We start from the raw sequence: 12,253 nt of genomic DNA, 5'->3' as shown, positions 1-12,253 counted from the left end.
TAAGGCATGTATTGATGTTCGACCTCAACCAGCTCCGCTGTTTCGTCACGGTGGCCGAAGAACTGCATTTCGGCCGCGCCGCCGCGCGGCTGAACATGACCCAGCCGCCGCTGTCACGGCAGATCCAGGTGCTCGAGCACATCATCGACGCGCCCTTGCTCGAACGCACCAGCCGCTCGGTGCGCCTGACCCCGGCTGGGCGCAGCTTCCTGCCGGAGGCGCGGCGCATCCTGAAGCTCGCCGAAAGCGCCTCGCAGGTCGCCCGCCGCATTGCGCTCGGCAAAACCGGCTCGCTGAAAATCGGCTTCACGGCGGCTGCCGCCTACGGCTTCCTCCCGGAGCTCGTCGCCGCCTGCCGCGCCAAGCTGCCCGAGGTCGATTTCTCGCTGAAGGAGATGGTATCCGGTGATCAGTTCGAGGCGCTCAGCTCCGGCCAGATCGACGCCGGGCTGTTGCGGCCGCCGATAGCGCGCCCCGAAGTGGCCAGCCGCCGTGTCGTCGCCGAACCCCTGCTCGCCGCGATCCCGAAGAAGCATCCGCTGGCGAATGCCGAGACCATCACCATCAAGGACTTCGACGACCAGCCCTTCGTGATGTACTCGCCCTATGAGAGCCGGTATTTCCACGATCTCCTGGTGGCGCTGTTCACCCGCGCCGACGTGCTGCCGCGCTACGTCCAGCATCTGAGCCAGATCCATTCGATCCTCGCTATGGTCCGCGCCGGGCTCGGCCTTGCCATCGTGCCGGCCGCGGCTGCGAGCCTGAAGATCGCCGACGTGCGGCTGCGGCCGCTGAAGCTGCGCACGCGCGTTCCTGTCGAGCTGTTCATGGTCTGGCGCCGCGACGACGAGAATCCGCTTCTCTCCGCTCTGGTCAAAATCGCAGGCGAATTGTCCTCCGCGGAGGTGGCGGACGATTGATGCTCAATCCGCATCGGTCGATATAGGCTTTGGCTTGGACGCGCATCGAACGGTCTCCTAAACAACGGCGCATGGACGCGCAGGCCTTCGGCCCGCGTCCTCCACAACACGCAATTAAGGGAGCAGCGCCCATGAGCAAAATGACCCCGCAGGAAATGGCCCAGAAGATCGGATCGGGCCTCCTGTCCTTCCCCGTCACGCCCTTCAAGGCGGACTATTCGTTCGATGAGGCGACCTACCGCGCCAATATGGACTGGCTGTGCGGCTATGACGTTGCCGGCCTGTTCGCCGCCGGCGGTACCGGTGAGTTCTTCTCGCTGACGCCGACCGAGGTTCCGCAGGTGGTCAAGATCGCCGTCGACGAGACCAAGGGCCGCGTGCCCGTGCTCGCCGGCACCGGCTACGGCACCGCCACCGCGCGCGAGATCGCGATCGGCGCGGAAAAGGCCGGCGCCGACGGCCTGCTGCTGCTGCCGCCCTATCTGACCCATTCCGAGCAGGACGGCCTTGCCGCCCACGTGGAAGCGGTGTGCGCGTCCGTGAAGATCGGCGTCATCGTCTACAACCGCGACAACGCCATCCTGCAGCCCGATACGCTGGCGCGCCTCGCCGAGCGCTGCCCGAACCTCGTCGGCTACAAGGACGGCATCGGCGACATCGAGCTGATGACCCGCGTCTACACCAAGCTCGGCGACCGCCTCACCTATATCGGCGGCCTGCCGACCGCGGAAACCTTCGCGCTGCCCTATCTCGACATGGGCGTGACGACCTATTCCTCGGCCGTGTTCAATTTCGTTCCGGAATTCGCCACCAATTTCTACGCCGCGGTGCGCAAGCGCGACCATGAGACGATCCATGCCGGCCTGAAGAACTTCATCCTGCCGCTGATCGCAATCCGCAACCGCAAGAAGGGCTATGCGGTCTCGATCATCAAGGCCGGCATGAAGGTGATCGGCCGCGATTCCGGCCCGGTCCGCCCGCCGCTGACCGATCTCACCGAGCAGGAGGTCGCGGAGCTGACCGCGCTGGTGAAGAATCTCCCCGCCATCCGATCGTCACAACAAGCTGCAGAATAACAGACAACAACAGGGAGGAGCGTGCAATGGCCCAGACTGAGGTTTCTGGCGCACCGGTCGTCACATCGATGCAGGTGATCCCGGTCGCGGGCCGCGACAGCATGCTCCTCAACCTGAGCGGCGCACACGCGCCGTTCTTCACCCGCAACATCGTCATCCTCACCGACAATTCCGGACACACCGGCGTCGGCGAGGTGCCGGGCGGGCAAAAGATCTGGCAGACGCTCCAGGATGCCCGCGATCTCGTGATCGGCAAGACCGTCGGCGCGATGAACAACATCCTTGCCGACGCCCGCACGGCGTTCGCCGATCGCGACGCCGGCGGCCGCGGCAAGCAGACGTTTGATCTTCGCGTGATGATCCATGCGGTCACGGCGATCGAGTCCGCACTGCTCGACCTGCTCGGCCAGCACCTCAACCTGCCCGTCGCGGCGCTGCTCGGCGAAGGCCAGCAGCGCAAGAGCGTCGAGACGCTCGGCTATCTCTTCTTCGTCGGCGATCGCCGCAGGTCGAAGCTCGATTACACCAAGGGCGAGACCGGCAAGCCCGAATGGTTCAACCTGCGCCACCAGGAGGCGATGACGCCGGAGACCGTGGTGCGGCTCGCGGAAGCCACCCACGACCATTATGGCTTCGCCGACTTCAAGCTCAAGGGCGGCGTGCTCCGCGGCGAGCAGGAGATCGAGGCCGTCACCGCCATCGCAAAACGCTTCCCCGACGCACGCGTCACGCTCGACCCCAACGGCGCATGGTCGCTCGACGAGGCGATCAGCCTCTGCAAGGACATGCACGGCATTCTTGCCTATGCCGAGGATCCCTGCGGCGCCGAAGCCGGCTTCTCGGGTCGCGAGATCATGGCCGAGTTCCGCCGTGCCACGGGCCTGCCGACCGCGACCAACATGATCGCAACCGATTGGCGCCAGCTCTCCCATGCGCTGCGCCTGGGGGCAGTGGACATTCCGCTGGCCGATCCCCACTTCTGGACCCTGCAGGGCTCGGTGCGCGTCGCCCAGACCTGCCGCGACAACGGCCTGACCTGGGGCTCGCACTCCAACAATCACTTTGACATTTCGCTCGCGATGTTCACCCATGTCGGCGCCGCCGCGCCCGGCAAGGTCACCGCGATCGACACCCACTGGATCTGGCAGGACGGCCAGGCGCTGACCAAGGAGCCGCTCCAGATCAAGGACGGCAAGATCGCCGTGCCCGAGCGGCCGGGCCTCGGCATCGAAATCGACCGCCCGGCCATCGAAGCCGCGCATGAGCTTTACAAGAAGCATGGACTCGGCGCCCGCGATGACGCTACTGCCATGCAGGACCTGATCCCCGGCTGGACCTTTGACGACAAGCGTCCCTGCCTCGTGCGTTAAGAAAATCTCGGAGGACTACATGACTGCGATCCTGAAGAACTTCATCGGCGGCGAATGGGTCGACGGCTCCGGCGTCACCAAGAACATCAACCCCTCCAACACCAACGATCTCGTCGGCGAGTACGCCAAGGCCGACAAGGCGCAGACCGAAAAGGCGATCGCGGCAGCCAAGGCCGCCTTCCCCGCCTGGGCGCAGTCGACGCCGCAGGTGCGCTATGATGCGCTGAACAAGATTTCTCTCGAAATCATCGCCCGCAAGGAAGAGCTCGGCCGCCTGCTCGCCCGTGAGGAAGGCAAGACGCTCCCCGAGGGCATCGGCGAGGTCGCCCGTGCCGGCCAGATCTTTGCGTTCTTCGCCGGCGAGGCGCTGCGCCTGATCGGCGAAAAGGGCGCCTCGGTGCGTCCCGGCCTCGACGTCGAGCTGACCCGCGAGCCGGTCGGCGTCATCGGCATGATCACGCCCTGGAATTTCCCGATCGCGATTCCCGCCTGGAAGATCGCGCCCGCGCTCTGCTACGGCAACACGGTGGTGTTCAAGCCGGCCGAGCTGGTGCCGGGCTCCGCGCATGCGCTGTCCGAGATCATCACTCGCTCCGGCATTCCGGCCGGCGTCTTCAACCTCGTGGTCGGCTCCGGCTCCGTCGTCGGCCAGACGCTCCTTGAGCACCCGGATGTCGCGGCGATCTCCTTCACCGGCTCGGTGCAGACTGGTCGCAAGATCGCGCAGGCCTGCGTGCTCTCGAACCCGATGAAGAAGTTCCAGCTCGAGATGGGCGGCAAGAATCCGCTGGTCGTGCTCGACGATGCCGACCTCAAGACCGCCGTCGAAGTCGCCGTCAACGGCGCCTATTTCTCGACCGGCCAGCGCTGCACCGCCTCCTCCCGCCTGATCGTCACCGAAGGCATCCACGACAGCTTCGTAGCTGCAATGACCGAGCGCCTGAAGGGCTTGACGGTGGACGACGCGCTCAAGGCCGGCGTGCACATCGGCCCCGTCGTCGACCAGAGCCAGCTCGACCAGGACCTGCGCTACATCAAGATCGGCCAGGACGAGGGCGCCAAGCTCGCGTGGGGTGGTGAGCTGCTCAAGCGCGAGACGCCCGGCCACTACCTCCAGCCGGCGCTGTTCACCGAAGCCAACAACAACATGCGCATCTCGCGCGAGGAGGTCTTCGGCCCCGTCGCCGCCGTCATTCGCGCCAAGAACTACGACGAGGCGCTGGCGATCTCCAACGACACCGAGTTCGGCCTCGCCTCGGGCATCTGCACGAGCAGCCTGAAATACGCCTCGCACTACAAGCGCAACAGCGAGTCCGGCATGGTGATGGTCAATCTGCCGACCGCCGGCGTCGACTATCACGTGCCGTTCGGCGGCCGGAAGGGTTCGAGCTACGGCGCCCGCGAGCAGGGCTCCTATGCGCGCGAGTTCTACACCACGGTGAAGACCGCCTATACCTATCCGGGCTAACCACGGGGAAGATATCGTAGGGTGGGCAAAGCGAAGCGTGCCCACCGCTTACCCTTCGGTGTGAAGCATGGTGGGCACGGCGCGTTGCGCCTTTGCCCACCCTACGACTTCAGCTTCTGAGGCAAAGCAGATGGACCAGGACGTCGCAGCGAAAGAGCAGCCCCGCTACATCAAGCTCAACGAGCGCGACAATGTCGCGATCGTGGTCAATGATTTCGGGCTTCCCGCCGGCTCCCGCTTCGCCAGCGGGCTGACGCTGCGCGCCTTCGTGCCGCAGGGGCACAAGACGGCACTGGTCGATATCGCGCAAGATCAGCCGATCATCCGCTACGGTGAGGTGATCGGCTACGCGCTCTCGCCGATCCTGGCCGGCGAATGGGTCGACGAAGCGCGCATCCGCATGCCCGAGGCCCCTGCCCTCGACAGGCTGGAAATCTCGACCGCCGTCCCCGCGCCGCTGCCGCCGCTCGAAGGCTTCACCTTCGAAGGCTTTCGCAACACCGACGGCTCGGTCGGCACCAAGAACATCCTCGGCATCTCCTCCTCCGTGCAATGCGTCAAGGGCACGATGGAATACGCCGTGAAGCGCATCCGTGCCGAACTGCTGCCGAAATACCCGAACGTCGACGACGTCGTGCCGTTGACGCACGCCTATGGCTGCGGCGTCGCCATCAATGCCCCCGACGCGGTCGTTCCGATCCGCACGCTGCAGAACATCGCGCAGAACCCGAATTTCGGCGGCGAGATTTTGGTCATCAGCCTTGGATGCGAAAAGCTCGCGCCCGAGCGGCTGGTGCCGGAAGGCGTCAGCGATGCCATCGTGCGCATGCAGGACGAAGCCTTCGACGGTTTTGGCGCCATCGTCGATGCGATCATGACCCAGGCTGAGGCTCGCCTGAAGATCCTCAACAAGCGCACCCGTGAGACCTGCCCCGCGGCCGATCTCGTCATCGGCCTGCAATGCGGCGGCAGCGACGCGTTTTCCGGTGTCACGGCCAACCCTGCACTCGGCTTCGCCGCCGATCTCCTGGTGCGTGCCGGCGCGACCGTGATGTTCTCGGAAGTGACCGAGGTGCGCGACGCCATCCAGCTGCTCACCCGCCGCGCCATCAACGAGGACGTCGGCCGCGCGCTGGTGCGCGAGATGGCCTGGTACGACTCTTATCTCGCCCGCGGCGGCGCCGATCGCAGCGCCAACACCACGCCCGGCAACAAGAAGGGCGGCCTCGCCAACATCGTCGAAAAGTCACTCGGCTCGATCGTCAAGTCCGGCTCGTCCGCCATCACCGGCGTGCTCTCGCCCGGCGAGAAGGCGACGCAGAAAGGCATGCTGTTCGCAGCAACGCCCGCGTCCGACTTCATCTGCGGCACGCTGCAGCTCGCTTCCGGCATGACGCTGCAGGTGTTCACCACCGGCCGCGGCACGCCCTATGGCCTTGCGGCCGCGCCCGTGATCAAGGTTGCGACCCGCACCGAGCTCGCACGCCGCTGGAAGGACCTGATCGATTTCGATGCCGGCGGCATCGCCACCGGCGAGAAGACCATCGAGGAAACCGGCTGGGACCTGTTCCGCCTGATCCTCGACGTTGCCTCTGGCCGCACGAAACCGTGGTCGGACCGTTGGGGCATCCACAACGACCTCACGCTGTTCAATCCGGCGCCGGTGACCTGAGGCCGGGCCAACCGGCCTCACTGACCGTCGATCAGGTGCATGTCGCCCAGCGTGACGGGCAAGCTGCGCGTGATGAGATCCGTGATCGCCGCGCGTAGCCGTTCGCTCGCAGCCGGCCCCTCGAACGTCGCGTCGATCGGCCCGCTGGGTCCGGCGAGCCGCATGGTCCCCGTGTTATCGAGCGGCGCGGCTGCCCGCTTCTCGATCACGTCGAACGACTTGCCGTCGATCACGCGCACCTCGTAGAGCGCGTGGATCAGGCCGTAGTCCGCAAGCAGCGTCCGATATTGGGCGAGCCCGATGCCCTCGACGTTGCGGCCGTTGCCGAGCTTCGATCTGGCCCGGGTGATGACGATGTACGCATCCAACCCCTGCGGCGCGACATCGCTGCGAACCAGCTCCTTGAACGGATCGCTGCGCAGGAGATTGACGGGCGCAACCGCCGAATCCCTGATCGCGGCAAACGCCGCGCGCCGGTAACTCACCGCCTGCACGCGAAAGCGTCCGCCGAGCAGCTTCGTCGCCTGCTGGACGATCAGTTCGTCCAGCCCCCATGCGCTGATCGAGAGGCTTTGCCCGGCGTTGCCGAGCGCAATCAGGCCGGCTTGCGTCAGGCTCATCTCCTCGCCGATGGCCGAGACGATGCCGACGGTCTTGATCGCCTGGAGCCGGGTCGCGCGCGTCTCGAACGCCGCGGCCGCGCCGAGGGCGATGCAAGCGATCGCCAGGCCAACCCATAGAAAAGCAATGCGGCGCATGGTGACCTATCGAATCCTGAAATCGAACGAATAGGACGCACCGAGGCCGATCGTCGTCTGGTTCGACGATCCCCGCAGCTTCACGAGCGGGCTGTCTGCGGCGTCGCCCAGCAGCTTCTCATACTCGATATAGGCATGGACTTCCCACTGCGGATTGATGCGATAGGAGATCTGGCTGCCGAAGCCGACCGAATGCGCACCGCCCCTAGCGTCGTACATCGGCAGTCCCGACGCCATCGCCTGCGTGGCGTCGACGCCGAAATAGGGCGCGGTCGCCTTGGTGCTTTTCCAGGTGAAGCGCGGGCCGGCCGAGATCGTGAGCCTTTGGATCAGCGGCACGATGACGTCGGCGGAGACATCGGCGACCGTGCCGGTATGACCGCCCATGCCCTGGCGCAATTCACTGCGCAGGCGCAGCCAGTCGACCGGAAAATATTCGACGAACCCACCGAGCTCGTATGCGGCCTTGACGTCGCCAAGGCCGGTCAGCTCGGCATATTTGTCGCTCTTGCGCGACGCGACGTATTTGAACGCGGGGCCGGCGCGAAAATTTCCGACGTCGAGCAGCGCGATGCTGGCACTGTCGCGGGGCCCGCGAAACTGGTCGACCGATCCGGCACGGCGAATGGAGAAGATTGGGATCGGCATGAGCTTCCCGTTCTTCGATCCGACGAAATCCGGCGTGTACTCTCCGCCGATACCGACCATGACGGTCCAGTTGCCGGAAGGTGACGGCAGCATCGGCACGTCGAACGGCGGGGCTGGCAGTGTGAACGCCGTCTGCGCCGATGCCGACGGCGGGATTGCCAGGATCGCGCCGAACGCGGCGAGGAAGGCGGTCAGCAAGGTTTGCTGCGCTCTCGCCGCAGGATCGAGAGCAGCTTCGTCAAAATGCTTCATTTACGGGGCCCCGGACCGGCCTTGCTGGCCTGGTCGACTCGTGTGGTTAGGAGCCACAGCATGTGGTCCGGCAAAATTGCCCCAAGATTGCAAGGGGCAAGCAGCGCCCCGATCCATTCGCGGCGCATGCCGGGCGCGCCGCCGGATCAATGTTGCCCGAACATTGCCGGGCCGCGCTCGCGCTCGCAAACTTTGCGCGCTAGGGCCGGTCGGCGCCCGCGTTCCTGCCTTTTATTCGCCAAGCTCGCTGCCTTAATGGGAACCCTGCGCACGAGCCGGAACGCCAGACTTCGGCCAGGGGGCGTCACGCTCAGGGTCTTGTTGCCCCAGCAGAGTCAAGGACGTCCCGTGCGCTCCCTCGTAATCGAAGACGAACCGCAGATCGGCGCCTATGTCAGCCGCCTGCTCGGACAATTGCACGGCATTGTCGACGTCGTCGGCTCGATTGCCGATGCCCGTCAGGCGCTGAACAATTTCAAATATGATCTCGCGATCATCGACCGGATGCTGCCCGATGGAGATGCGCTCCAGGTGGTGACGGCGCTGAGCCGATCGGCGGACCGTCCCGCGATCATCATGCTGACCTCCAAGGACGCCAAGGAGGATGTCGTCGACGGTCTCAATGGCGGCGCCGACGACTATCTCGGCAAGCCGTTCGAGCCGCAGGAGCTCATTGCGCGGGTGCGCGCTGTGTTGCGGCGCCCCCGGCAGCTCGCGCCCTCGGTGCTGTCGCTCGGCAATGTCGAGCTGCATCTCGGCAGCAACGAGGCGGTGGTCGCCGACACGAAAATCCTGCTGCGCCGGCGCGAGGCGCTGATCCTCGGAGCGCTCCTGATGCGCCGCGACCGCGTCATCACCCGCGCCGCCCTGATCGAGGAGATCTACGGCTTCGACGACGAGATCGAATCCAACACGCTCGAAGCGCAGGTCTCGCGCTTGCGGAAGAAACTGACCGAGCTCGGCGGCGATGTCGAGATCCGCAGCATGCGGGGCATCGGCTACATCCTGCGGCTGGCAACACCGCGATGACGTCGATTGCCCGAACGTTTGCGCTGTCGCTTGGCATCGCCGCGACGACGATCTTCCTGATCATGCTCGGTGTCTTCATCTGGCGCTACCCGATGGAGGAGCGCGAGTTCAGGGCTTGCCGCATTGTGGTCGCAGTTCTCGATCGCGCTACGGTGATCGAAGGGCAAAACCTGACGGTACGCCCGACTCCGGCCCTCGAGGAGCTCAAAGCGGACAGCCCGAACCTCTGGTACGTCGTGTCCGCGGGCGATCTGGTCAGCGAATACGGGAGCGAACGCCGGCCCACCCTCCCCTTCGCGTTTCCCTATCACGGGCCGATCGGCTCGTCCGTCTTCAGCACACTCGACCAGAAGAACACCTTTTGTCTCGCCGTCGCGCAACGGGGCTCGTTGCAGCTTACGATGATGGTCGGCGAACCCAAGGTCCGCTTCGGCCGGATTGCCAGGAACTTCCTTGTCCGCAGCATTTTCGCGATCATCACGCTGGCGCTGGCCTTTGCGGCGACGGTCGCCATCGGCTCAATGCTGGCCGCACGTTTCGTCTCGCGCGGCATCGAACGGGTGGCGCGTCGCGCGCTCGCGATCGACCCATCGGCCCCGCAGGGCCTGATATCCCTGTCCGAAGTCCCCACCGAGCTGAAGCCGCTGGTCGCGGCGCTGAACCGCGCCTTCGGCGAGATCGACGCCTACATCAGGATGCAACGCCGCTTTCTCGGCAACGCCGCCCATCAGCTGCGCACGCCGCTCACCCTGCTGCGCGCGAAAATCGAGGACGTGCCCGAGCCGGCGCTGAAGGTGGAATTGGTGCGCGACGTCCGCCGCTTGACGTCGCTGGTCTCCGCCATGCTTGACCTCGCGCGATTGCAAAATCACGCGATCGAGAAGCGACCGATCGATCTTGCCGAGATCACGCTGGACGTGCTGGCCGATTTCAGCCCCTCGGCGCTGGACGCCGACATAGAGCTTGCGCTGGAGCACGCCGAAGAAGGTCCGTTCCTGGTGCAGGGCGTCGACGCCGCGGTACGCAGCGCGCTTGCCAATCTCGTCGGCAACGCCCTCATCCACGCCCACGGTGCGCGGCGCATCGTCGCCACGCTCAGCCGCGGCGACATCTCGATCGACGATGACGGCGCGGGCCTGCCCGACGGTGCGGAGCACAGGCTGCTCGAGCCATTTCAGACCGGCAACAGCGCGGGCGACGGCGCCGGCCTCGGCCTGTCGATCGTCCGCGAGATCATGGCCGCGCACGGCGGCGAGCTGGTCATCTCCTCCGCGCCGGGTCGCGGTACGACGATGAGCTTGCGCTTTCCCGAGGCCACCGCGACGACCAGATCGCCGCACCTCGATCTGCAAACGGGCTGACGAGTCGTTTCGAGCCTTCGGCGAAACCGTCCGGAAACATTGGCGTAGAAAACTTCTTCCGCGTTTCACGTCGGTCGCATCACGCAATCAAATAGATCCGCCGGCGGCGGTCGAATGTTGGCACACAAGCGAACCTGGCGCGGTATCGCCGCGACCAAACCTCCGATTGCCATCTTCCACGGAGATTTTCCAATGCGCGTTCTTTCAATGATTGCCGTCGCCGGCGCCCTGATTGCGAGCTCGGCCGGTGCATTTGCCGGAGAGCTTCCCTCTTACGAAGTGAAGTCGTTTCCGATTTCGACGACCCAAGTGCAGGTTCTCGGCGGCGCCGGAGTCGAGGAGCAGTCGGCCGCGCCCGCGATGATCGTCGCCGGCATGCCCGCCTCGCCCGCGCAGATGTCGGTGCTGTCGCCGCGCGTAAAGCGGCTGGCGAGCGCCAACGCCACGAGCGAAGAACGCTGAGACAGTTTTCGACCCCGGCTGGCCTTGCCGGGGTCGTCGCTCCCGCCGTCAGCGTGAGATGTAGCCTGCTGCGATCGGCTTGAACCGATAGATCAGATACGGCGTCTTGTTTTCCGCCTTGCCGCCATGGAACATGGCGGCTGCGGAGACCCGAGACGCGGACACGTACATGTACCCGTCGGGAGAGGCAGTAATCCCGTCCGGCCACACCATGTCCGGATCGCTCAAATAAGTGCGAAACTTCCGGTCGGCTCCTATGATTCCAATCGATTTGGTCTCGACCGCAGTCAGGTAGATGTTGCCCGCATAGTCGATCGACAGGCCGCCATTGTTCGGCTTGTCCGAGTAGCGTTCCACCCTCGCGCTCAGCTCTTCGGCGGGCAGCTTCTCGTTGCCGAGGTCGGTGGCCTTGATGCGGTACAGCGACCGGCCGCTGAGTGGCGCGAAATAGACCCATTCGGACCTGGCATCCATCGTGATGCCGTCGCAGCCGACCTTGATGAGTGAAGGCTTGCCGTCCTTGCCAGGCACCGTCAGATCATTGCCATCCACGGTGATCGGCACATTTTCCGGGACGGTGGATCGATCGCCATCCGGCACGCGCCGGGCGGCACCCGTATCCATGTCGATGACGATGATCGCAGCGTGAGAGCCATCGCCACCGGGCCCGATGTTTTCGTCGGCGATGTAGAATTTCCGGTTCTTCTGGTCGATCACGATGTCCTGCGGCTGCGAGCCTTTCACGGTCACGGGCTCCGGCATGTAGTAGATGCGCTCCAGCCTGTTCGCGCGCGTGTTCCAGCCGACCAGCTTCGGCGTGATCTGCGTCCGGAATCCCATGTCGATGATCCACACGACACCGCTTTCGTCGGAACGAAGACCCAGGACGTTATCCAGGTACTGATCGGTGCCTTTTCGTGGCGTATTCCATTCCGCATTTGGAAACGGCTCGAACGTCGTCGGCGATGTCAGCCGCGCCACACGAACGTCGGGACTGAAGAATGGATGGTGACTGAAGATCAGCTGATTGTCCGGCGTAAACGCAATGTTGCCGACCGACTGAGGGAGCTTCGCGAAGACTTCCGCGTTGCCGCCTCCGCTCTCCGCACAGGCTGCGCCCGTGACGATTGCCGCCGACAGAAAAATGACGAGTCGAATTCCTCTCCTCACGCTTCGCACCGCTCCCTCCATTTGTTTTCTACGGTTATTCCGGCGCGCGTGCGCCCGGTCCGCGCCG

At 65.0% G+C, this 12,253-nt stretch carries 11 protein-coding genes; 8 read left to right on the top strand and 3 right to left on the bottom strand.

Annotated features, from left to right (window positions below; genetic code table 11):
* Positions 1-14: 14 nt before the first annotated feature.
* The 5 genes from ABIA90_RS27495 (at position 15) to garD (ending at position 6,506) form a co-directional block, all read left to right on the top strand.
* The gene (locus ABIA90_RS27495; protein WP_354099787.1) at positions 15-920 is read left to right on the top strand and encodes a LysR family transcriptional regulator; all 906 of its coding nucleotides are present in this window, start codon (positions 15-17) and stop codon (positions 918-920) included.
* A gap of 131 nt (positions 921-1,051) precedes the next feature.
* On the top strand, positions 1,052-1,996 hold the full coding sequence (gene kdgD / locus ABIA90_RS27490) for a 5-dehydro-4-deoxyglucarate dehydratase (protein WP_063982245.1): 945 nt from the start codon (positions 1,052-1,054) through the stop codon (positions 1,994-1,996).
* A 26-nt stretch (positions 1,997-2,022) separates the two neighbouring features.
* Positions 2,023-3,366 (top strand): glucarate dehydratase, encoded by a 1,344-nt coding sequence (gudD, locus tag ABIA90_RS27485; RefSeq protein ID WP_354120681.1) that lies wholly within the window; start codon positions 2,023-2,025, stop codon positions 3,364-3,366.
* Positions 3,367-3,385: 19 nt separating this feature from the next.
* The gene (locus tag ABIA90_RS27480) at positions 3,386-4,834 is read left to right on the top strand and encodes an aldehyde dehydrogenase family protein (RefSeq protein ID WP_354120682.1); all 1,449 of its coding nucleotides are present in this window, start codon (positions 3,386-3,388) and stop codon (positions 4,832-4,834) included.
* A 130-nt stretch (positions 4,835-4,964) separates the two neighbouring features.
* Entirely contained in the window at positions 4,965-6,506 is a 1,542-nt protein-coding gene (gene garD / locus ABIA90_RS27475; protein ID WP_354120683.1) for a galactarate dehydratase, read from the top strand.
* Between the two features lie 17 nt (positions 6,507-6,523).
* Here the strand turns inward: garD and ABIA90_RS27470 are convergent, their stop codons facing one another.
* Both ABIA90_RS27470 and ABIA90_RS27465 read right to left on the bottom strand, forming a co-directional pair.
* On the bottom strand, positions 6,524-7,264 hold the full coding sequence (locus tag ABIA90_RS27470; protein ID WP_135214561.1) for a hypothetical protein: 741 nt from the start codon (positions 7,262-7,264) through the stop codon (positions 6,524-6,526).
* A 6-nt stretch (positions 7,265-7,270) separates the two neighbouring features.
* A complete protein-coding gene (locus ABIA90_RS27465; protein ID WP_354120684.1) occupies positions 7,271-8,164 on the bottom strand; it encodes a MipA/OmpV family protein in 894 nt (297 codons plus the stop codon).
* Between the two features lie 348 nt (positions 8,165-8,512).
* Between ABIA90_RS27465 and ABIA90_RS27460 the strand changes: the two genes are divergently transcribed.
* From ABIA90_RS27460 to ABIA90_RS27450, 3 genes are all read left to right on the top strand, one after another.
* Positions 8,513-9,193, top strand: a complete 681-nt coding sequence (locus tag ABIA90_RS27460; protein ID WP_354120685.1) for a response regulator transcription factor — start codon at positions 8,513-8,515, stop codon at positions 9,191-9,193.
* Positions 9,190-10,554 carry a sensor histidine kinase gene (locus ABIA90_RS27455; protein WP_354120686.1) on the top strand — a complete coding sequence of 455 codons (1,365 nt, stop codon included), beginning with the start codon at positions 9,190-9,192 and terminating at the stop codon, positions 10,552-10,554. The genes ABIA90_RS27460 and ABIA90_RS27455 overlap by 4 nt, the downstream gene beginning before the upstream one ends.
* Before the next feature lie 192 nt (positions 10,555-10,746).
* Entirely contained in the window at positions 10,747-11,016 is a 270-nt protein-coding gene (locus ABIA90_RS27450) for a hypothetical protein (protein WP_354120687.1), read from the top strand.
* Between the two features lie 48 nt (positions 11,017-11,064).
* Here the strand turns inward: ABIA90_RS27450 and ABIA90_RS27445 are convergent, their stop codons facing one another.
* Positions 11,065-12,186, bottom strand: coding sequence for an L-dopachrome tautomerase-related protein (locus tag ABIA90_RS27445; RefSeq protein ID WP_354120688.1), 1,122 nt, complete (start codon positions 12,184-12,186; stop codon positions 11,065-11,067).
* Positions 12,187-12,253: the final 67 nt, after the last annotated feature.

Source organism: Bradyrhizobium sp. LA6.8 (assembly GCF_040547935.1).
GTDB classification, from domain to species: domain Bacteria; phylum Pseudomonadota; class Alphaproteobacteria; order Rhizobiales; family Xanthobacteraceae; genus Bradyrhizobium; species Bradyrhizobium barranii.
This window is presented reverse-complemented; position numbering and strand designations above follow the sequence as displayed.